The sequence below is a fragment of the Rhodococcus sp. D-6 genome (assembly GCF_040256695.1).
Classification (GTDB): domain Bacteria; phylum Actinomycetota; class Actinomycetes; order Mycobacteriales; family Mycobacteriaceae; genus Rhodococcus; species Rhodococcus pyridinivorans.
On sequence record NZ_CP132970.1, the window covers coordinates 5,135,348 to 5,154,159 of the forward strand.

22 protein-coding genes, 1 tRNA gene and 1 riboswitch are annotated in these 18,812 nt (G+C 68.6%); of the genes, 11 read left to right on the forward strand and 12 right to left on the reverse strand.

The genetic code is table 11. From position 1 onward, the window contains the following. Window positions 1–134 precede the first annotated feature (134 nt). From RBB84_RS24215 to RBB84_RS24225, 3 genes are all read left to right on the forward strand, one after another. Window positions 135–935, forward strand: a complete 801-nt coding sequence (locus tag RBB84_RS24215; RefSeq protein ID WP_016692418.1) for an alpha/beta fold hydrolase — start codon at window positions 135–137, stop codon at window positions 933–935. A 234-nt stretch (window positions 936–1,169) separates the two neighbouring features. Continuing rightward, complete coding sequence (locus RBB84_RS24220; RefSeq protein WP_064256898.1) at window positions 1,170–2,561, forward strand: SidA/IucD/PvdA family monooxygenase; 1,392 nt, start codon at window positions 1,170–1,172, stop codon at window positions 2,559–2,561. Then, window positions 2,558–2,794, forward strand: coding sequence for an MbtH family protein (locus RBB84_RS24225; RefSeq protein ID WP_006551884.1), 237 nt, complete (start codon window positions 2,558–2,560; stop codon window positions 2,792–2,794). The genes RBB84_RS24220 and RBB84_RS24225 overlap by 4 nt, the downstream gene beginning before the upstream one ends. 9 nt (window positions 2,795–2,803) lie before the next feature. On the opposite strand, the gene RBB84_RS24230 is transcribed toward RBB84_RS24225, so the two are convergent. Continuing rightward, a complete protein-coding gene (locus RBB84_RS24230) occupies window positions 2,804–4,528 on the reverse strand; it encodes a threonine/serine exporter family protein (protein ID WP_064256897.1) in 1,725 nt (574 codons plus the stop codon). Between the two features lie 145 nt (window positions 4,529–4,673). Here RBB84_RS24230 and RBB84_RS24235 point away from each other — a divergent pair. Beyond that, window positions 4,674–4,748 (forward strand) — tRNA-Thr (locus RBB84_RS24235). A 32-nt stretch (window positions 4,749–4,780) separates the two neighbouring features. Here RBB84_RS24235 and RBB84_RS24240 read toward each other — a convergent pair. From RBB84_RS24240 to RBB84_RS24255, 4 genes are all read right to left on the reverse strand, one after another. Next, window positions 4,781–5,068, reverse strand: coding sequence for a hypothetical protein (locus RBB84_RS24240; protein ID WP_064255984.1), 288 nt, complete (start codon window positions 5,066–5,068; stop codon window positions 4,781–4,783). Between the two features lie 85 nt (window positions 5,069–5,153). Beyond that, window positions 5,154–5,381, reverse strand: coding sequence for a hypothetical protein (locus RBB84_RS24245; protein ID WP_064255983.1), 228 nt, complete (start codon window positions 5,379–5,381; stop codon window positions 5,154–5,156). 122 nt (window positions 5,382–5,503) lie between these two features. Then, a complete protein-coding gene (locus RBB84_RS24250; protein WP_024102965.1) occupies window positions 5,504–5,746 on the reverse strand; it encodes a hypothetical protein in 243 nt (80 codons plus the stop codon). A 180-nt stretch (window positions 5,747–5,926) separates the two neighbouring features. After that, window positions 5,927–6,400 carry a general stress protein gene (locus RBB84_RS24255; RefSeq protein WP_006551879.1) on the reverse strand — a complete coding sequence of 158 codons (474 nt, stop codon included), beginning with the start codon at window positions 6,398–6,400 and terminating at the stop codon, window positions 5,927–5,929. Window positions 6,401–6,534: 134 nt separating this feature from the next. Between RBB84_RS24255 and RBB84_RS24260 the strand changes: the two genes are divergently transcribed. Both RBB84_RS24260 and RBB84_RS24265 read left to right on the forward strand, forming a co-directional pair. Next, window positions 6,535–7,146, forward strand: coding sequence for a TetR/AcrR family transcriptional regulator (locus tag RBB84_RS24260; RefSeq protein ID WP_064255982.1), 612 nt, complete (start codon window positions 6,535–6,537; stop codon window positions 7,144–7,146). A gap of 71 nt (window positions 7,147–7,217) precedes the next feature. Further along, window positions 7,218–8,087, forward strand: coding sequence for a ribokinase (locus RBB84_RS24265; protein WP_082920996.1), 870 nt, complete (start codon window positions 7,218–7,220; stop codon window positions 8,085–8,087). 17 nt (window positions 8,088–8,104) lie between these two features. On the opposite strand, the gene RBB84_RS24270 is transcribed toward RBB84_RS24265, so the two are convergent. The 3 genes from RBB84_RS24270 to RBB84_RS24280 all read right to left on the reverse strand — a co-directional run bounded on the left by RBB84_RS24270 (window position 8,105) and on the right by RBB84_RS24280 (window position 9,638). Next, window positions 8,105–8,935, reverse strand: coding sequence for a hypothetical protein (locus tag RBB84_RS24270; RefSeq protein WP_019290078.1), 831 nt, complete (start codon window positions 8,933–8,935; stop codon window positions 8,105–8,107). Between the two features lie 62 nt (window positions 8,936–8,997). Then, window positions 8,998–9,312: an SMR family transporter gene (locus tag RBB84_RS24275; RefSeq protein ID WP_006551875.1), complete on the reverse strand. Its 315-nt coding sequence runs from the start codon at window positions 9,310–9,312 to the stop codon at window positions 8,998–9,000. 13 nt (window positions 9,313–9,325) lie between these two features. Further along, window positions 9,326–9,391, reverse strand: a riboswitch (guanidine-III (ykkC-III) riboswitch). A 40-nt stretch (window positions 9,392–9,431) separates the two neighbouring features. Beyond that, window positions 9,432–9,638, reverse strand: coding sequence for a hypothetical protein (locus RBB84_RS24280; RefSeq protein ID WP_006551874.1), 207 nt, complete (start codon window positions 9,636–9,638; stop codon window positions 9,432–9,434). 47 nt (window positions 9,639–9,685) lie between these two features. Between RBB84_RS24280 and RBB84_RS24285 the strand changes: the two genes are divergently transcribed. Next, window positions 9,686–10,009 carry a hypothetical protein gene (locus tag RBB84_RS24285; RefSeq protein ID WP_064255981.1) on the forward strand — a complete coding sequence of 108 codons (324 nt, stop codon included), beginning with the start codon at window positions 9,686–9,688 and terminating at the stop codon, window positions 10,007–10,009. Here the strand turns inward: RBB84_RS24285 and RBB84_RS24290 are convergent. The 4 genes from RBB84_RS24290 to RBB84_RS24305 are packed head-to-tail and all read right to left on the reverse strand — an operon-like array spanning window position 10,006 to window position 13,634. After that, window positions 10,006–11,505 carry an MDR family MFS transporter gene (locus RBB84_RS24290; protein ID WP_231911983.1) on the reverse strand — a complete coding sequence of 500 codons (1,500 nt, stop codon included), beginning with the start codon at window positions 11,503–11,505 and terminating at the stop codon, window positions 10,006–10,008. The genes RBB84_RS24285 and RBB84_RS24290 overlap by 4 nt on opposite strands. A gap of 56 nt (window positions 11,506–11,561) precedes the next feature. Next, a complete protein-coding gene (locus tag RBB84_RS24295) occupies window positions 11,562–11,987 on the reverse strand; it encodes an HIT family protein (RefSeq protein WP_006551872.1) in 426 nt (141 codons plus the stop codon). A gap of 25 nt (window positions 11,988–12,012) precedes the next feature. Continuing rightward, entirely contained in the window at window positions 12,013–12,528 is a 516-nt protein-coding gene (locus RBB84_RS24300) for a metalloregulator ArsR/SmtB family transcription factor (RefSeq protein ID WP_231412891.1), read from the reverse strand. After that, complete coding sequence (locus tag RBB84_RS24305; RefSeq protein WP_064255979.1) at window positions 12,525–13,634, reverse strand: serine hydrolase; 1,110 nt, start codon at window positions 13,632–13,634, stop codon at window positions 12,525–12,527. The genes RBB84_RS24300 and RBB84_RS24305 overlap by 4 nt, the downstream gene beginning before the upstream one ends. Before the next feature lie 131 nt (window positions 13,635–13,765). Here RBB84_RS24305 and RBB84_RS24310 point away from each other — a divergent pair, with 131 nt between their 5' ends. From RBB84_RS24310 to RBB84_RS24325, 4 genes are all read left to right on the forward strand, one after another. Further along, window positions 13,766–14,431: a nucleoside/nucleotide kinase family protein gene (locus RBB84_RS24310; protein ID WP_024102972.1), complete on the forward strand. Its 666-nt coding sequence runs from the start codon at window positions 13,766–13,768 to the stop codon at window positions 14,429–14,431. 10 nt (window positions 14,432–14,441) lie between these two features. Continuing rightward, on the forward strand, window positions 14,442–15,695 hold the full coding sequence (gene purD, locus RBB84_RS24315; RefSeq protein WP_064255978.1) for a phosphoribosylamine--glycine ligase: 1,254 nt from the start codon (window positions 14,442–14,444) through the stop codon (window positions 15,693–15,695). 84 nt (window positions 15,696–15,779) lie between these two features. Beyond that, complete coding sequence (locus tag RBB84_RS24320; protein ID WP_231911982.1) at window positions 15,780–17,561, forward strand: CocE/NonD family hydrolase; 1,782 nt, start codon at window positions 15,780–15,782, stop codon at window positions 17,559–17,561. A gap of 32 nt (window positions 17,562–17,593) precedes the next feature. Further along, on the forward strand, window positions 17,594–18,793 hold the full coding sequence (locus tag RBB84_RS24325; RefSeq protein WP_019290068.1) for a pyridoxal phosphate-dependent aminotransferase: 1,200 nt from the start codon (window positions 17,594–17,596) through the stop codon (window positions 18,791–18,793). Window positions 18,794–18,812: the final 19 nt, after the last annotated feature.

Consider the following 18,812-nt stretch of genomic DNA (forward strand, 5'->3'; position numbering starts at 1 on the left):
GGCACGGTCCTGCACGTCTACATCGCGGTACCGTAGGACGGTCGTGCAGTAGATACACCGTGTGTGTTTCCGGCGCACGACGTCACAGCGCCGACCCGCGGCGCACAACCGCGCTCTCGTCGAGGAAGGTATTCATGCCCATTGCCACCGTGAACGGCATCCCGCTGAACTACCAGGTCAAGGGAACGGGCGATCTCGTCGTCCTCATCATGGGAACGGGTAGTCCGGGGCGCGTGTGGGATCTGCACCAGGTGCCCGCGCTCGTCAAGGCCGGCTACCGGGTCGCCACCTTCGACAACCGCGGCATCGCACCGTCGGGCGAGAGCCTCGGCGGCATGACCATCGACGACCTGGTGAAGGACACCGCCGGCCTGATCGAACTGCTCGGCGGCCCCGCCTACGTGATCGGCACGTCGATGGGTGCGCGTGTCGCGCAGGAGCTGACGCTCGCCCGTCCCGAACTCGTCCGCAAGGCCGTTTTCCTGGCCGGTCACGCCCGCATGGACCAGTTCCAGCTGACGCTCACCGAGGGCGAGCGGCAGCTCTACGACAGCGGCGTCGAACTGCCGCCGAAGTACCAGGCCGCCGTCACGGCCGTGATGAATTTGTCGCCGGCCTCGCTGGCCGACGAGCACACCGCCCGCGACTGGCTCGACGTCTTCGAGTTCAGCGGCGGAAAGGTGTCGGCGGGCGTGCGCGCGCAGCTCGGCATGGACCGGGAGTTCGATCGGCGCGCGGCCTACCGCGGCATCACCGTGCCGTGCCTGGCCGTCGGATTCGCCGACGACCGGATGATCCCGGCCTATCTGTCGCGCGAGGTGGCGGACGCCATTCCGGGTGCGCGCTACGAGGAGATCCCGGACGCGGGGCACTACGGCTATCTTGAGCGGCCCGAGGCGGTCAACAAGATCCTGGTGGACTTCCTGGCTTCCTAGAGGAGTCCCTTCACACGGGAAATCGGCAGGCGGGCGCGGTGGGATCGGCGACGATCCACCGCGCCCGCCGTCGTCGAAATGCGACGAAGGTCCCTGTGATCCGGGAGATCGAGACGTCCCGCGGACCGTCGGGCACTGGTACGCTCACCGAACAAAGGTTAGCCTGAGCTACCTTCGCGTCTCGTACGAACCGATCGCGGGCCCCTCCGGACCCCCTAGTACGGAAGTTGAGTGATGACCGACCGTTCCAGCCTTGTCGCCGATGACGCGGGGAGGTCGGAGGGCAACTCGCAAGGAGACGTCTTCGACCTCGTCGGTATCGGTTTCGGCCCCTCGAACCTGGCGCTCGCGATCGCCGTCGAGGAGCACAACACCGACAACCCCTCCTCGGCGATCCGGGCACGTTTCTTCGAACGTCGGTCGGCCTTCGCCTGGCACCCGGGCATGCTGCTCGAGGGCGCCACGATGCAGATCGCGTTCCCCAAAGATCTGGTCACCTTCCGCAACCCCGCGAGCTCGTACAGCTTCTTCTCCTACCTGCACGACCGTGGCCGTCTCGTGGACTTCGTCAACCACCAGACGTTCTTCCCCACACGTCACGAGTTCCAGGACTATCTGCAGTGGGCGGCCACGCGCGTCGACGCCGACGTCCGCTACGGAACCGAGGTCGTCTCGGTCGAGACCGTCCGCAACCACAACGGGGTCGCCGATCTGTTCGCCGTGCGGACCGCCGACGGCGCCGTCGTGTACGCGCACAGCGTCGTGGTCGGAGTCGGACTTCGTGCCCGGCTCCCGAAGTGGGCGACCGAGTCCGCCCGCTGCTTCCACAACCACCACTTCCTCTTCCACATCGAGGACATGCCGGAGCCGCAGCACCAGCGCTTCGTGGTGGTCGGTGCCGGGCAGAGCGCGGCCGAGGTCGTGCAGTACCTGCACACGCACTACCCGCAGGCCGAGGTCCACAACGTCTTCAACCGCTTCGGGTACAGCCCGGCCGACGACAGCCCGTACGCGAACCGCATCTTCGACCCGGAGGTCGTCGACGAGCTGCACGCGGCCCCGCTGTCCGAGCGTGAGCGTCTGCTCGCCCTGCACCGCAGCACCAACTACTCGGTCGTCTCGCCCGAACTCATCGAGGCGCTCTACGCGACCGAATACCGCGAACGGGTGAGCGGTCGTCGCCGCTTGTTCATGCGTCGTGCCTCGGAGGTCGTGTCGGCGATCGAGAGCGAGGCGGGAGTCACCGTCGAGATCCGCGACAATCTCGAAGGCGACACCGAGACCCTCGAGTGCGATGCGGTGGTCCTCGCGACCGGCTTCGAGCCCACGCCTCTCGCGCCGCTGCTGGGTGATCTCGCGCCCGAGGCACCCGTTCTGTCCGTCGCCCGCGACTACCGTCTGCCGCTGCCCGAGAACGTCACGGCCGACGTCTACCTGCAGGGCGGAACCGAGAAGACACACGGTCTGACCGCGTCGTTGCTCTCCAACGCAGCGATCCGCGCGGGTGAGATCCTGACCTCGATCGTCGAACGCCGAGAGCTCCGTCTGCCCGGAGCCGGGGGAGGAATCGACGAGCTTGGTAGGATATCGGACCATCACACCTACGCAACAAGTGAGGCGAGATGAGCACGAATCCATTTGACGACGAAGACGGCCGCTTCTACGTCCTCATCAATGATGAGGAGCAGTACTCGCTGTGGCCGACCTTCGCCGAGGTTCCGCAGGGGTGGCGGGTGGTATTCGGCGAAGAGTCGCGCGCCGCTTGCGTCGAGTACGTCGAGCAGAATTGGACCGATATGCGTCCGAAGAGCCTTCGCGACGCAATGGAAGCCGACGAGAAGGCCCGCCAGGGCAGCTGAACGCTTCCGTCAGATCCGCCGAGAGTCACGCCCGCGCCGAAAGCGCAGCGTGGCTCTCGTCGTTTGTACGGACGATCCTGCCTCCCGGCCCGACGACGACCCGTGTGGGTCGAGAGGTATCGGGCCCGTGGCCAGGGGACCCGACGCGATCGGGCCCGTCGGTATCGGGCCGGTGGCGATCGGACCGGTGGCGATCGGTCCCGTCGCGATGGGGCCCGTCCCGGAAGCTGTGGGTATCGGGCCGGTGTGCAGCGATCCCACCGGGATGGGACCCGTGGCGGGGCCGGGCGCCGGACGCCACACCGGGCGGTTCTTGTCGAGCCGGATCCGGGGGATCCGCCGCAGCTGCGGGCGACGCAGCGCGCCGACGCGGAGGACACCGCGCGGGTTGCGCGTGCGGCGGGCGAGCCATTCACCGAGCGTGACACCCGCGGCGAGGGCGCACCCGATACCGAACGCCGAGAACAGCGCCGTCATGCCGGTGGCCATCTGATTGCGGAGCATCGCGTACAGGCCGCGATAGAGGGCGAGACCGGGCAGTAGCGGCGTGATGCCGGCGACCGCGACGACCAGCGGTGGCGTGAGCGCGCGGCGGGCCATCAGACCACCGGCGAAACCGATGACGGTCGCGGCCAGCGCCGACGAGATGATCGGACCGAGCGACAACCCGAGCGCGAGCTGGTAGCCGAGGCTGCCGGTGGCGCCGGCGAGCGCGGCGACCGTGAGAGCGCGACGTTCGGCGTAGCAGGCGACGGCGTAGAACAACGCCGCCGCGGCACCGGCGAGGATCTTCGTCGGCAGCTGTGTGAGGTCGGGAAGTGCCTCGTAACTGATGAGAGGGAGTTCGGCGCCGAACACCGACGCGACCCGCAGGGTCGTCGCGACACCCGCGACGATGCCGCCCGTCATCATCAGCACTTCGAAGAAACGCGCCGACGCCGTGATGGGGGCCCCGGTGATGGCGTCCTGCACCGAACCCACGAGCGACAGACCGGACAGCAGCACCGTCACGCCGGCCGCGATGATCAGTCCCGGTGACACTTCGATCCCGATCGTCTCCCGTATCCCGTACAGCGTGATCGCCGGGGCTGTCGCGACGATGCCGCCCACCAGATGCTGGAAGAAGAACGGCAACCCGGCCGCGTTGAGTTTGCGGTTGACGCGGTCGATCACGAACGTCGAACCGAAGGCGACGAGCGCAACCAGCGCGTCGCCGCCGAGGAGCACGGAGATCGAGGCGGCCATCGCCGACCACGCGATCGTCGCCACCCAACGGTTGTACGGATGCGCCTTGGTGGTGATGGCGAGCAGTTCCTCGTGCGCCTGCGCCGGGGAGATCGCGTCGCGGCGGACGCGGCGGGTCAGACGGTCGACGGCCGCGAGCCGCGTGAAGTCCATCGAGCGGTAGTGCACCACCCGCATCGTGCTCGACGGCGGCATGGTCGGTCCGCGATAGGCCGACAGCACGATCGAGTTGTAGGTGACGTCGACGTCGCACTGCGCCAGACCGTAGGTGGCAGCGACGAACCGCACCTGTTCGGCGGTGTCGATCGCGCCGGTGCCCGAGGCGAGCAGGACCTCACCGACACGCACGGCGACGTCGAGCGCCTCGGCGACCACTGCATCGTCGGTCAGATCGATCGGCTGCAGTGGCGCCGGCGCCTCGGTGACCGCGTCGATGGTCGCGCGGCGGGTACCGAGAACCCGATCGAGGAAGTCGTCGAAGCGGCTCACCGTCCGCGGCCTCCGGTACGGCTGGGGGAAACGGGGAGGGTGGGCATGCAATCCACCGTAACGAAGGCGGGTGGGTGCGCGCCGAGAGTGTGACGCGCTATATGATGGCGTCGCTCACGCGTCGTCCGCGACCGTCGAGTTCTGTGCCTCCTTAGCTCAGTGGTAGAGCACTCGCCTTGTAAGCGAGCGGTCGTCAGTTCAATCCTGACAGGGGGCTCCAGTAGGGCCCGTCGCGTACCGCGCGGGCCTGTTTCATCCGGTGCTGCTGTGAACCGCTGCGAAGACCACGAACACGGCGAACAGTGCCGCGACGCCGAGGCACGCACCGATCAGAGCTTCGCGGCGATGCGTCGCCGTGCCCCTGTCGACCCGTTCGAGACCGATCCATCCGCACACCACTGCGACCAGACCTGCGGGGATCGCGACGAAGTCGCCGATGACGGGTACGAAGGCGAAGACGAGCGCGACGATCCCTGCGGTCAGTGCCGTGTTTCCGGCGCCGTTGTGGGGCGGGACCGGGGTGAAGCGGTCTGCGGTCATCGTCCCTCGATCCGGGAGGCACACATGCACGGGCGGGTGTTCGCCCGGACCGGATCCCTGTCCCGTCGAAGGCGAGAAGGACAATTTACATCGGAAGACGGGGCTCCGGGAGGGTTGCCGGGCCGTTGCCGTCCTGCTCCGGCCGGTGGTGTTCACCGAGGCGGAGTGCTCGGCGCTCGGACAGGTCGATCACCGGCGCAATCGTGTGCGGCGCCTCGTGGAGGTCGTGCGCCGCGGCGACGCGCCCGAATACGAGGGCGACTACCGGGGATGCCGTGAGCCATCCGAGCAGCGGCCAACCGATCCAGGTCATATCCGGAGAGCGGTTCGGGCGCACGGAGCGTCAACGGATCCGCCGCAGTTCACCCGGTTGTTCACCCTCCGCATGTCACTGCAGGGGCGTGTGAATACGGAAGTGACGAAATGGATCGGATATCAGGACTTCGAGGATTCGAATGCGTCCATATCGACGAATATCAGCCGTCCGTCGTCGAGTGCCACAGCCCAGCGGCGCACGCGCGCCCAGTCGCGACCCAGCTTGTCGCCCACGGCTTCCTGTGCTGGACCGAAGTCTTCGACGATCGTGCCGGGACAGGCCTTGGTGCCCGCGACACCCGCGCGTACGACGACCTTCGAGCCCACAGCAGGCTTCGGGGGAGTATTCGACGATCCGGCCATAACTCGAATCATGCCATCAGTGGAAAGAATTGACCGGGCAATCACGGATTATCCGCATCGGACGAATGTGGCGATTCGGGTGGAATATCCCTTTCGTGTTGTTCTTTCCACCGGAAACGACTTCGCCCACGCCGGTCGGCGTGGGCGAAGAGGTTCTCGAATCGGAGAAACAATGGCCGGTCAGCGCAGTGCGAGCTTCTCGCGCGCCTGATCGACGAACTCGGAATCGACCATGAGGTCGTAGCGCGAGGCCTCGATGCTCTTTCTCGAGACGAAGTCGCGGCGTCCCCCGGTGCTCCAGTGGGTGAAGAAGCCGAGTGATCCGCCCCACACCGCGCCGAAGACGACAGCGGTGAGGATCACGGTGGCCATGCCGGTGGCAGGCAGGAGCAGTGCCAGGAGCAGACCGAAGAGCAGGCCCGTCCAGACGCCTGCGGCGGCGCCGCGAAGGGCGGCCTTGCCGTTGGTCATGCGGCCTTCGATGTGTTCGACGGTGGTGACTCCCTGGCCCACGACCCGCAGGTACTCGACGGGAAAGCCTTCGTCGGACAGGTGGTCGATGGCCCTCTCGACGGCGTCGTAGGTGCGGTAGCTCTCGAGGACGGTTTCGGATTCGGTGTAGTGCCCGGGTGTCGGTGCGTAGATATCTGTCATGCGTTCCCCTTCGTCGACGATTGGAACGATACGCTCATCGTAGCGTATCGTTTCGTAGTGTTTGATTCGGGGTCGCCTTGTCGGGGAGACTCGGGAATCCTGCGGGTGTATGCCCGCGCGAGGAGGATGTAGACATGGTGGGCGAGGTCGAGACGGAATCCGCGGCCCTGACGTCGCGGCGCCCCGTCAAGGAGCGTGCCGGGACCGACGCACGCATCGTGAAGGCCGCGCTCGAGATCCTGCGGCTTCACGGGCCCAACCGCGTCACCGTCGAGGCGGTCGCGGCGCTGTCGGGCGTCGCGAAGACGACGATCTACCGGCGCTACGCGAACCGTGACGAGATCCTCGACGCGGCATTGCACTCGCAGGTCGCCTCACCGTGCGTGCCCGACGGGCTGTGCGTCTACGACCGCGTCAAATGGACCCTCGAGCTGATCCGTCGCGGACTGTCGAACGAAGTGGGCATGGGCAGTGTCGGCGCACTGCTCACCGACCAGGAACCCGAGTTCACCGAGTCGATCCGGGAGATCATCAATGCCCGGAGCGAGGTCGTCGCCGACGTGCTCCGCACCGCGATCGAGTCGGGCGCGATCCGCAAGGACATCGACGTCGACACCGCCGTCTCGATGCTCGTCGGCGCGTATCTCGGTGCCTACCTGCGTCACGGCGAGGTGGGGGAGTCCTGGGCGGACGAGGTCGTCCACATCGTCTGCCCCGAACTGGAACCGGACCCGCAGGCGCAGTGATCGTAGGCCCGCCCCGCGGGTCGATCGATCGTAGGCCCGCCCCGCGGGTCGATCGGTCGTAGGCTCGACCCGTGACCGAGTCGAGTCGATGCGTGGTGGCGGTCGTGGGATCGCTGAACCTCGACCTGACGGTCGTCGTGGCACGTGCTCCCGAAGAAGGTGAGACGGTACTCGGCCGACATCTGCGCACCTATCCGGGAGGCAAGGGCGCGAACCAGACCATCGGTGCTGCCCGCCTGGCTCCCACCGCCATCGTCGGCGCGGTGGGCAGCGATCATGCCGCTGACGTACTGCGCGGCGTGCAACAGAGGGCAGGGGTCGACACCTCCCATCTGCGCACCACACCGGGCCCGACCGGCCGGGCCGTCATCCTCGTCTCCGACGACGGGCAGAACCGGATCGTCGTCGTACCCGAGGCCAATTCGTTGCTCGAGGCCGAGGACGTGACCGCAGCACTCGATGCCCTCGATCCCGCGGTGGTGCTCACCCAACTCGAGCTGCTCCCCGCAGTGACCTGGGCCGCCGCCCAGTGGGCGCGCGATCACGACCGCCGGTTCGTGCTCAATCCGAGCCCGGTGATCGACCTGGACGAATACGTCCTCGCCGGCGCCGATCCGCTCGTACTCAACGAGCAGGAAGCCCTGCACTACGCGGGTCTTCCCGCCGGGACCCCCTTCGACGCGATCGTGACCCGCCTGCTCGAACAGGTGCGCACCGTGGTGATCACCCGTGGTGGGGAGGACGTCGTGGTCGGAACCGAGGACGCGATCGAACATCTGCGGGTCCCGCAGGTCGACGTCGTCGACACGACGGGGGCGGGCGATCATTTCGCCGGCACGCTCGCCGCGTTGCTCGGCACGGGGGAGGACCTGTTCGCGGCAGCGCGCCGGGCATCGGCCGACGCTGCCCGGCTGGTCGCATCCCGCCGCTCCGATCGCTGACACGGCGAGGAACTACGTCAGGGCGGCGGAAGCAGCTCGCCCTTGCCGCTGCGCAACCAGCGCCCGGGAAGCCGGCCGGCGAGGTCGCCGAGCGGACCGACGGCCCCGCGCAGCAGCTCGACCGTTTCCTGCAACATGTCGATGCTCGCGTTCATCTGCGAGATGCCGGGCGTGAGATGCGCGAGGGTCTCCGAGAGCGAGACGATCTGATCGAGCGGACCGCCCTCGGCGAGCAGTCGTTCGAGGGCGCCCCGTTCGGAGAGCAGGACGTCGAGGACGCCGCCCTGGGCGAGGGCCCGCTCGACGACCCCACCGGGCCGGATCGCCACATCGACGATGCCGCCCGGCGCGGTGAGCCGTTCCACCGCGCCGTCCTGGGCGAGCAGCCGTTCGAGCGGGCCGTCGTGCGCGGTGAGGCGATCGAGCAGACCCCCTTCCGACACGAGGCGGTCGAGGGCACCGTCGTCGGCGAGGATCCGGTCGAGGGGACCACCCGGTGCGGTGAGCCGGTCGACGGGTCCGCCCGGTTCGAGCAACCGATCGAGCAGGCCACCCGGCTCGGTGAGCCGATCCACCGGCCCACCCGGCGCGAGCAGCCGGTCGAGGGGACCGCCGGGACGCAACGCGTGACCGAGTCCACGGTCCTCCGACGTGAGCTTCGAGATCTGCTGCAGCAGACCCACCGAACTGCGGGTGTCGGGCAGGCCGACCGCGCCGAGCGCGGAGTAGGTGGTGGGCGACACCGCGACCCGCACGGTGCCGACGACCGTCTCGGCGACGCTCAGGGCGACCTCTGCGGCGGTCAGACCCACACGCACCGGCATCACGAGTACGGACCCGAGGTTCATGGAACCGACTGTAACGGTCAGTGCTCGAGAACGTCAGTCCGAGAACGTGAGGCCCGAGAACGTCAGTGCACGAGTTTGAGACCGACCACGCACAGCACGATGCCCGCGATCAGTGCGAGCTTCAGCAGCGAGGCGGTCTCGGTGCCGGTGACCATCGCATATCCGACCGTGAGAGCGGCGCCGATACCCACCCAGATCGCGTAGGACGTCCCGACCGGCAGGGTGCGCAGGGCATACGCGAGCCCGGCCATGCTCAGGACGAGGGCGACGACGAACACCAGTGTCGGGGTGAGCCGGCTGAAACCGGCAGATCTGCCGAGGGCTGTAGCCCACACGGCTTCGAGCACACCGGAGAGGACGAGAACGATCCAGGCCATGACGTACAACGCTCCTGCACCGTCTTGTCGCTGGCCGGGTACGGTGCGCTCGTCCGGGAGGCCGACCGGCGGCCACCTCCGTCGAGGTTAGGAATTCCGGGCGAGTATTGGCAAATTGCTCAGGACACGCGCAGTAGCTGCGATTCCTGCGCAATCACCGTGCACGAACATCCGCCGTCCAGTTCGATGCAGTCGAGAACGAGGGTGTGCCGCACGATCTCGAAGTCGACGCAGTCGGGTTCGGTGCAGTCGACCCGAGTATCGGCGTGGAGCACGAGAGTGCCGTGGCAGTGGTCGAGATCGTGGTTGCACTGTGAACACGTCATGCATCACTTGATAGCACTGCCGTCGGACAGGTTCTCCGAGCTCATACATGGGGATCACGGACGTGGTCGGGAAGGCCGCGCGGAACGCGTGGTCGTTGTTCGTCGCCGAGCCCGCACTCGGCCTGCTCGACGCCGTCTTCGGCGGGGTGCCCGCACCCATCGTCCGCACGGCCTACCGCCTCACCGCGATCGAACGCGAGATCCAGCGTCCGTCCGGCAGCGCCGCACGCGACACCTCATGGGTCGAACTGGACGCCTTCCTCCACGAACCGTGTGCGGACAGCAACGCGCCGGCCGCCACGCTTCCCGTCGAACAGGGAAGTCGTGACGACCGGCGCGTGAGTGCCGGGCCGGTGTGTACGGCCGGCTAGTGCGTTCCGGCGGTCTCGGGGGCCGACACCTCCACCGCATCCGCCTCGGGCTCCGGGGCCCGTCGGACGAACAGGGAGCCGACGACTGCGATCACCGCGATCGCCGCGCCCCACGTGAACGCGCCGTGGACACCGTCCGCGAGCGCACCGGCGGGATCGCCCGCGCTCTCGGCGCCCGCGACGGTCGTGCGGGTCAGCACCGTGATGAACAACGCCGTACCGGCCGCACCGGCGACCTGCTGCATGGTGCTGACGATGGCGCTGCCGTGGGAGTACAACCGCCGCGGCAGCGCTCCGAGTGCCGAGGTCAGCAGCGGCGAGAACATCAACGCGAGGCCGATGTTGAGCAGCACGTGCCAGGCGATGACCGTGCCGATCGTGGTGGTCGCGTCGAAGGTCGTCATGCCCCACATCGCGACGCAGGCGATGATCGCGCCCGGTGCGACGAGCGGCCGCGGACCGAACCGGTCGAACAGGCGTCCGACGATGTAGCCGAGCAGACCCATGACCAGACCACCGGGCAGCAGCATCAGGCCGGTGGTCAGCGTCGACTGACCCAGCACGTTCTGCAGGTAGATCGGCAGCAGGATGAGGGTGCCGAACAGCGACATCATGCTTACCGAGACGAGTGCAACCGCGAGCGAGAACGCCGGGGTACGGAACGCGCGCATGTCCAGCAGGGCGCCGTCGCCGAGGCGGAGCTGACGCAGGACGAAGACCGTCAGCGACGCGATGCCGACGACCAGCGGCAGCCACGGCGGCATGAGCGGATCGCCCTCGGCGGCCTCACCGAGACTGCTCAGACCGAAGACGAGACCGCTGAACCCGAGGGCCGACAACACCACCGACGGGGCGTCGAGCGGAACCGCGACCGGTTCGGTGACGCTGCGGATCCAGCTCAGGCCGAGCGCCGTCGCGACGACCGCGATCGGCAGCACCAGCCAGAACATCCACCGCCAGCTCAGCTGGTCGAGCACGACGCCACCGATGGTCGGGCCGACCGCGGGAGCGACCGCGATGACGATCGAGATCACGCCCATCGTGCGACCGCGACGATCGGCGGGAACCAGGTTGAGCACCGTCGTGAACAGCAGCGGCAACATCACCGCGGTGCCCACGGCCTGGACGACACGACCCAGCACGAGAACCGGGAAGATCGGGGCGCTCGCGGCGATCAGGGTGCCGAGCAGGAAGCTGCCCATCGCGATCGCGAAGACCGTGCGCAGCGACAGCCGGGTGAGCAGGTAACCCGTGATCGGGATGACGACGGCCATGGTCAGCATGAACGCCGTGGTGAGCCATTGGGCGGTGGCTGCGCCGACGTCGAACTCGACCATCAGCTTCGGCAGCGCGACGCTCATGATCGTCTCGTTGAGGATGACGACGAATGCGGCCCCGACGAGAACGGCGATCAGAAGACCGGCGCGCGGTGCGGCAGCGGCCTGCGGCTCGGCCGTACCGGCCGGGGCTGGGGAACTCGGTGGAGTAGAAGACACGAGGAACACAACGGGATACCGGTCGGAATTGTTCCGCCGATATCCCGTCGAGCGGATCAGTCGGGGACGTGCTCGCCGTGCCCCTGTTCGCGCAGGGCGTCCTTGATCTTGCGATGCGCGCGGTCGAGCGATTCGGGCGACGGATCCTTCTCGGCCGTCGCGAAATCGAAGTCGCCGAGGGAGTAGGCGGGGAAGACGTGCAGGTGCAGGTGGGGGACCTCCAGGCCGGCGATCATCAGGCCGGCGCGCGGGGCGTCGAAGGCGGCGGTGACGGCGCGACCGAGGATGCGGGCGACGTCGTTCACCTTCGCCCACAGGTCGTCGTCCACGCTCTGCCAGTGATCGACCTCCTGCCGTGGCACGACCAGCACGTGCCCCTCGGTGAAAGGGTTGATGGTCAGGAAGGAGACGACGTCGTCGTCCTGCCAGACGAAACGGCCCGGCAGTTCACCGGCGATGATCTTGCTGAACACGGAAGTCATACCGGGAGGATAAGGGACACCGGGTTCACCGGAGCTGTTCCCCGACATCGGCCGCCGCGACGGTGAGGACCAGCAGCGGCACGACCTTCTCCGGCGCGATCCGGTAGCGGTTTCGGCTTCCCTGCTCGACCACCCGCGCAGCCGACAGAGCCCGGAGATGGTGGTAGAGCCGGCCGGTCGACGTGAGGTCGGTGGCCTCCTGGAGTTCGGTGGCGGTGGCGGGCCCGCGCAGCAGAGTCCGCACGATCGCCAGCCTCGCGGGGTTGCCCAAGGCGTCGAGGACGGCGGCGACGGGAACGGGATCGAGTGCGAGGGATGCGCCCGCGTCGTACTCGATGTTCCAGCGGACGTTGCCGTGCAGGGAGACGAAGCCCCCGTAGGTCACGGACCCCGTGCTTCCTGCCACGTCCGCCACGGGACCGGTGCCACCGGGACCGTCCCCGGCGCCCCGGCGGGTCGCGTCGCCCTCGAGGATCCGCACACGGCGTTCGAGATCCGCGAGCCGGGCCTCGTACTCGTCGTTCACGTCGCCGTCGCTCACATCGCGCAGCGTATCCGCTCGAGAAAATCGGGATCGTTCGCTGCCGCGGCGAGCATCTCCTGATGGGCGAACGATTGGAGGGCTTCCGCGTAGTCGCTGTCCGACATGCCGGACGCGAGCATCACCGTGGTCGCGATCGTGTCGTCGTCGCGGCGGAAGGTGACCGCGTCGGTGAGGATGCCGGGCAGGCTACCGCCCTTGAATCCGACTCCCTCGAATCCCGGAACCGTGGACGGTTGCCATTCGAGGTGGGTACGCGCGAGGTCGCCGCCGGCACCGAACGAACCGTCGGCGATCGCGCGATGCAGGGCGGTGAGCTCGGCGGCCGATCCGGTGTTGTCGAAACGCTGGACGCGGTCGACCCGGGCGAACAAATCCTCCGGCACCGGGTGCTGCACCGCTTCGGCGCGGTAGGCGGGTTCGGAGGCGTAGCGGCGCGCGGCGTCCCAGACCGCCGACGAATCGTCGAGTGTCGGGTCGAGCAGCGCGAGTGTGTTGCCGAGCATCGTCGGCGGCGTGAAGTCGTCCCAGCCGCCCTGGGCGGCGGCCTCGCGCAGCGCGTCGTCGCCGAGGCGGTCGCGCAGGTAGTCGGGGACCGCGTTGTCGCTCTCCTGGATCATCGCCGACACCATCTCGTCGAGAGTGACGGTGTCCTCCGGGTCGTTCACACCGAGCCGTTCGAGAGCCCGGGGGTGTGCGCCGCCGTCGGTGTCCGGGAGATGCCAGCGTTCCCAGTCGGCGAGCGGTACGCGCTCGTCGGGGGAGAGTTCACCGGCTGCGACGGCGCGGGCATAGGCGGCGAGATGCACGACCTTCACAGCCGACGCGAGCGGTTGCCGCTCGTCGGGTCGTTGTTCGAAGGTCCCGCCGTTGCCGTCGTCGACCGCGATGGCGACCGTGTCGGGGTTCTCGGCGAGGTAGCCGATCCAGCCTTCGGCGGTGCTCACGTCCGCGGCGGGGGTGGGCATGCATTCACCGGTCGGGGCGGACGCGTCCGCCCCGACCGGTGCAGGGATGTCGGACTCCGGTGGAGTGCTCTGCCCGCATCCGGCCAGAGCGATCACGACGGTCGTCGCGGCGAGGGTGGTTCCGATCCTGTTCGGCATGGCGGTATCCGTCCGTGTCGGGGTGACAGTTCGAAATTCCGAACTTTCGAAATAACGATAGATCAGTCGGGTGGGCGTGTCGAGAGCTCACGGCGACTCCGACGGTCGCGGGCGGTCGTATCGTCGGGCTCATGGAAGGTGACGGGAGCGTGCGGGAGGCGCCGCTGCGCGTGCTCGTGGACGAACTCGTCACACACGTCCTCGTCGGGCTTCCCGCGGATCGGCGCACGGTCGTCGGTCTGTGCGGGCCGCCGGGTGCCGGGAAGAGTCGCGCCACGGCGCTGCTCGTCTACGCCCTCCGATGCGCGGGGGTCTCCACCGGGCAGGTGCCGATGGACGGCTACCACCTGTCCAACCGGCAGCTCGACACCTTCGGCGCGCGGGACCGGAAGGGGGCGCCCGACACCTTCGACGTGGCCGGCTTCCGCGACATGCTGAGCCGGGTGCGGCAGTGCCGCGACGAGACGATCTACGCCCCGGATTTCTCCCGGCCGCTCGACGAACCGATCGCGGCGGTGCATGCTGTGCCGGCCGATGCCCGGGTGATCGTCACCGAGGGCAACTACCTGATGTTCGAGACCGGGGGATGGGAACACATCCGCCCGCTGCTCGACCTCGTCATCTACATCGACGCACCCCGCCGCACGCTCACGCGACGTCTCGTGCGCCGGCACCGCCACCACGGACGGGACGAGGACGGCGCACGCGAATGGGTGCGGACCGTCGATCTGCCCAATGCGGAAGCCGTTCAGCGCACGCGTTCCCGCGCCGATCTCGTGTGGAGACCGGTCCCGTAGTCTGTCCTGCGTGCGCGTACTCGTTATCGGCTCCGGTGCCCGTGAACATGCTCTTGCTCTCGCCCTGTCCCGCGACCCCGGCGTGACCGCCGTGCTGGCCGCGCCGGGCAACCCCGGTATCGCGAACGTCGCCGAGCTGTTCCCCGTCGATGCGGCCTCCGCCGACAACGTCGTCGCCCTCGCCACCGCGCAGAAGGCCGATCTCGTCGTCATAGGTCCCGAGGTTCCGCTCGTCCTCGGGGTCGCCGATGCCGTCCGCGCCGCGGGCATCCCCTGCTTCGGACCGTCCGCCGCCGCCGCACGCATCGAGGGATCGAAGGCGTTCGCGAAGGACGTCATGGCCGCCGCCGGTGTGCGCACCGCCCACAGCGAGGTCGTCGACACTCCCGCGACCCTCGACGAGGCGCTCGACCGGTTCGGACCGACCTGGGTGGTCAAGGACGACGGTCTCGCTGCCGGTAAGGGCGTCGTCGTCACCACCGATCGCGCCGCCGCCCGCGACCACGCCGCCGAGATCCTCGAGAACGGGCACCCCGTCCTGCTGGAGTCCTTCCTCGACGGCCCCGAAGTCTCGCTGTTCTGCCTCGTCGACGGCGAGACGGTCGTGCCGCTGCTCCCGGCGCAGGACCACAAGCGCGTCGGCGAGGACGACACCGGCCCCAACACCGGTGGCATGGGTGCCTACACGCCGCTGCCGTGGTTGCCCGAGGGCAGCGTCGAGCGGATCGTCTCCGAGGTCATGGAGCCCGTCGCGGCCGAGATGGTGCGCCGCGGATGCGGTTTCTCCGGACTGCTCTACGCGGGTCTGGCGATGGGCGCCGAGGGCCCGGCCGTGGTCGAGTTCAACTGCCGTTTCGGCGACCCGGAGACCCAGGCCGTGCTCGCTCTGCTCGAGTCCCCGCTGGGCGAGGCCCTGAAGGCGGTCGCCGCCGGCACGCTCGCCGAGCTCCCGCCGCTGCGCTGGAAGGACGGCGCCGCGGTGACCGTGGTGCTCGCCGCCGAGTACTACCCGTCCACCCCGCGCACCGGCGATGTGATCACCGGCGCCGAGGGCGACACGGTGCTGCACGCCGGCACGAAGCGTCGCGAGGACGGCGCGCTGGTCTCCGCAGGTGGGCGCGTGCTCAACGTGATCGGTGTGGGTGCCGATCTCGCGTCCGCGCGCAAGGCCGCTTATGATCGGCTCGCCGACGTCAAGCTGCCGGGCGGTCACTTCCGCCGCGACATCGGTCTGGCGGCCGTCGAGGGCCGGATCTCGGTCTAGCCTTTCACTCTCGTCCTTCACCCTTGCACCTACCGGGTGTATGTTGCACACTCGGTGCATTTCGATGCCGCCAGGGGTGACTGCATGGTTTCTCGAAGACGAACGCCGACGCCGGACCCGACACCGCTACGGCACCACCACGTCGTCGTCCACGGGTTGCCGGACGACGTCCTCGTCGAGCGCGACGTGCCCATCCGCACGGGCGACGGCACCGTACTGAGAGCCGACGTCTACCGTCCTGCCGACTCCGGTGAACACGACCGCTGCCCCGTGCTGGTCGCCGTCACCCCCTACGGCAAGGACGCCGGCGTCGACCGGTATCCCGTCGACTTCGACGACCTCGCCGAATCCGGCAACCACATCGGCGATCTCGAGATCAGTGACTGCACCTCCTTCGAAGCACCGGACCCCGCCTACTGGGTTCCTCGCGGCTACGTCCTCGTCGTCGCGGACATGCGCGGTCATCACGCTAGCGGCGGCCGTCCCCGCCTGCTGCTCGGCCGGGCCGCGCTCGACTGCGCGTCCGTCGTGGAATGGGCCGGTGGTCAGGAGTGGAGCAACGGCCGCGTCGGCCTCGCCGGCGCCGACTATCTCGCCACACTGCAGTGGTACACCGCCGCGCTCAACCCGCCCTGTCTCGCGGCCATCGCACCCTGGGAAGGTGTGAGCGATCCCTGCCGCGACATCCTCACCCAGGGCGGCATCCCCGAGACCCGCTACAGCGAGTTCTGGTACAGCGCGATGAACACCGGGGCCCGCTGCGGCGCCGCCTCCCTCCGGCGGTTCACCCCGTGGTTGCGGCGCCGTTTCCCCGACTTCTTCCGTCACCTCGCCCCGCCGCCCCGGCTCGAGGACGTCACCGTGCCCGCGCTCGTCGGCGTCTCGTGGTCCGATCAGGGCCCACGCGCCCGCGGGTCGGTCGAGGGTTACCGCCGCATCGCGTCGGAGCACAAGTGGCTCTACACCCACGGCCGGAAGATGTGGCAGACCTTCTACGGCAACGAGGCCCTCGACTACCAGCGACGATTCTTCGACCGCTTCCTCAAGGACGAGGACAACGGCTTCGAGGACACCCCGCGCATCCGTCTCGAGACCCGCCACGACCTGCGCACCTATTCCGAACGCCTCGAATCCGAGTGGCCGGTCCCCGACACCCGTTACGTCGCATTCCACCTCGACCACGCGAACGCCGACCTGAGCACCACCCCGTGCGAGAGCAGCCAGTTCCGCCGCACCTTCCCCGTCGCGGGCGACGAACTCGTCTTCACCCACACCTTCGACGAGGACACCGAGATCACCGGGCACGCGGCGCTGCGTTTGTGGGTGCAGGCGAAGGACGCCAACGACATGGACCTGTTCGTCGGGCTCGCCAAGCGCGACGAGCACGGCCGCGACGTGTGGTTCGAAGGCCACGGCGGCTACGAGAAGGGATTCGTCGCCCACGGGTGGATGCGGGTCTCGCGGCGGGCGCTGGACCCGGAGGCCTCCACCGCCTACCGGCCCGTCCACGACCAGACGAAGTACTGGCCGTTGCTGCCCGACCAGATCGTGCCCGTCGACATCGAGATCATGCCGCACAGCACCTTCTTCGAAGCCGGATCGAGCCTCGTGCTCGTCATCGCCGGCCACGACCTCGACGAGAACCCACGCGTCGGGCACGATCGCACCATCAACAAGGGCTTCCACATCGTGCACGCCGGCGGACAGTTCGACTCGCATCTGCTGTTGCCGGTCGTGCCGCAACCGACGCCGGAACCCGACGCGGCGGCCACCGACGCGGCGGCCACGCAGGTGAAGGTCGTCGATCGTCAGGACTATCCGATCTCGTGGGGTGCCCTCACCCGACTTCAGCGCGTCCGGCTCTGACGAACGACGCGGGGCGTACTACCGTCGTCGACGTGCGCCCCGAATCCCAACGCTCCGGTATCGAGACGTTCCATGTCATGGATGTGTGGAAGGCGGCCGCCGAGCGGCAGCGCAGCCACGGCGACGTCCTGAGTCTCGCCGCCGGACAACCGTCGACCCCCGCACCCGCTCCCGTGCTCCGGGCCGCCAACCTGGCGATCGATGCGGAACTGCTGGGTTACACGGAGACCTTCGGCATCCTGCCGCTGCGCGAGGAGATCGCGGCGTACCACCGCCACAAGTACGGCATCGACGTCGACGCGGACGACGTCGTCGTCACCACCGGCTCGTCCGGCGCCTTCACCCTGGTGTTCCTCGCGGCCTTCGACGTCGGCGACACCGTGGTCGTCGCCCGCCCCGGCTACCCGGCCTACCGCAACACCCTCGCCGCGCTCGGTTGTCGTGTCGTCGAACTCGACTGCGGTCCGCAGACCCGCTACCAGCCCACCGTCGCGATGCTCGAGGAACTCGACGCCCCGCCTGCGGGAATCGTCGTCGCCAGCCCCGCCAACCCGACCGGCACGATGATCGAACCGTCCGAGCTCGCGGCGCTCGCGCGCTGGTGCGACGAGCACGGCAGCCTGCTCATCTCCGACGAGATCTACCACGGCATCGAGTTCGGCACCGTCCGGTCCGAGACCGGTGAGGGCACCGGATCACCGGCGACCTCGACGGCGTGGGCGACCTCGCGCGACTCGGTGGTGATCGGCTCGGTGTCGAAGTACTTCTCGATGACCGGTTGGCGGCTCGGCTGGATGCTCGCGCCCGAGACGATGCGTCCGGCTCTGCAGCGACTCGCGTCGAACATGACGGTGTGCCCGCCGTCGGTCTCGCAGTTCGCGGCGGTCGAGGCGTTCGGGACCGAGGCCCGCACCGAACTCGACGGGCACGTCTCCCGCTACGCCGTGAACCGGGAACTGCTGCTCGAAGGGCTTCCGGATCTCGGCATCACGAAACTCGCACCGGCAGACGGCGCCTTCTACGTCTACGCCGACATCGGCCATCTGCTCGACGGCGAGAACTCGACGGCGTGGTGCGCGCGGCTGCTCCACGACACCGGGCTCGCGCTCGCACCGGGCGTCGACTTCGATACCGTGCGCGGCGGCGAGACCGTGCGGCTGTCGTTCGCGGGTTCGACTGCCGACGTCACCGCGGCGCTCGACCGGCTCGCGGCCTGGCTGCCCGTCTCCTGATCGCCGTGCCGGACCGCCG

What these genes read in the sequence shown, in the direction of transcription:
- RBB84_RS24215 (WP_016692418.1), top strand. Translation starts at nt 135, where the DNA reads ATGCCCATTGCCACCGTGAACGGCATCCCGCTGAACTACCAGGTCAAG.
- RBB84_RS24220 (WP_064256898.1), top strand. Translation starts at nt 1,170, where the DNA reads ATGACCGACCGTTCCAGCCTTGTCGCCGATGACGCGGGGAGGTCGGAG.
- RBB84_RS24225 (WP_006551884.1), top strand. Translation starts at nt 2,558, where the DNA reads ATGAGCACGAATCCATTTGACGACGAAGACGGCCGCTTCTACGTCCTC.
- RBB84_RS24240 (WP_064255984.1), bottom strand. Translation starts at nt 5,068, where the DNA reads ATGACCGCAGACCGCTTCACCCCGGTCCCGCCCCACAACGGCGCCGGA.
- RBB84_RS24245 (WP_064255983.1), bottom strand. Translation starts at nt 5,381, where the DNA reads ATGACCTGGATCGGTTGGCCGCTGCTCGGATGGCTCACGGCATCCCCG.
- RBB84_RS24250 (WP_024102965.1), bottom strand. Translation starts at nt 5,746, where the DNA reads ATGGCCGGATCGTCGAATACTCCCCCGAAGCCTGCTGTGGGCTCGAAG.
- RBB84_RS24255 (WP_006551879.1), bottom strand. Translation starts at nt 6,400, where the DNA reads ATGACAGATATCTACGCACCGACACCCGGGCACTACACCGAATCCGAA.
- RBB84_RS24260 (WP_064255982.1), top strand. Translation starts at nt 6,535, where the DNA reads ATGGTGGGCGAGGTCGAGACGGAATCCGCGGCCCTGACGTCGCGGCGC.
- RBB84_RS24270 (WP_019290078.1), bottom strand. Translation starts at nt 8,935, where the DNA reads ATGAACCTCGGGTCCGTACTCGTGATGCCGGTGCGTGTGGGTCTGACC.
- RBB84_RS24275 (WP_006551875.1), bottom strand. Translation starts at nt 9,312, where the DNA reads ATGGCCTGGATCGTTCTCGTCCTCTCCGGTGTGCTCGAAGCCGTGTGG.
- RBB84_RS24280 (WP_006551874.1), bottom strand. Translation starts at nt 9,638, where the DNA reads ATGACGTGTTCACAGTGCAACCACGATCTCGACCACTGCCACGGCACT.
- RBB84_RS24285 (WP_064255981.1), top strand. Translation starts at nt 9,686, where the DNA reads ATGGGGATCACGGACGTGGTCGGGAAGGCCGCGCGGAACGCGTGGTCG.
- RBB84_RS24295 (WP_006551872.1), bottom strand. Translation starts at nt 11,987, where the DNA reads ATGACTTCCGTGTTCAGCAAGATCATCGCCGGTGAACTGCCGGGCCGT.
- RBB84_RS24305 (WP_064255979.1), bottom strand. Translation starts at nt 13,634, where the DNA reads ATGCCGAACAGGATCGGAACCACCCTCGCCGCGACGACCGTCGTGATC.
- RBB84_RS24310 (WP_024102972.1), top strand. Translation starts at nt 13,766, where the DNA reads ATGGAAGGTGACGGGAGCGTGCGGGAGGCGCCGCTGCGCGTGCTCGTG.
- RBB84_RS24320 (WP_231911982.1), top strand. Translation starts at nt 15,780, where the DNA reads ATGGTTTCTCGAAGACGAACGCCGACGCCGGACCCGACACCGCTACGG.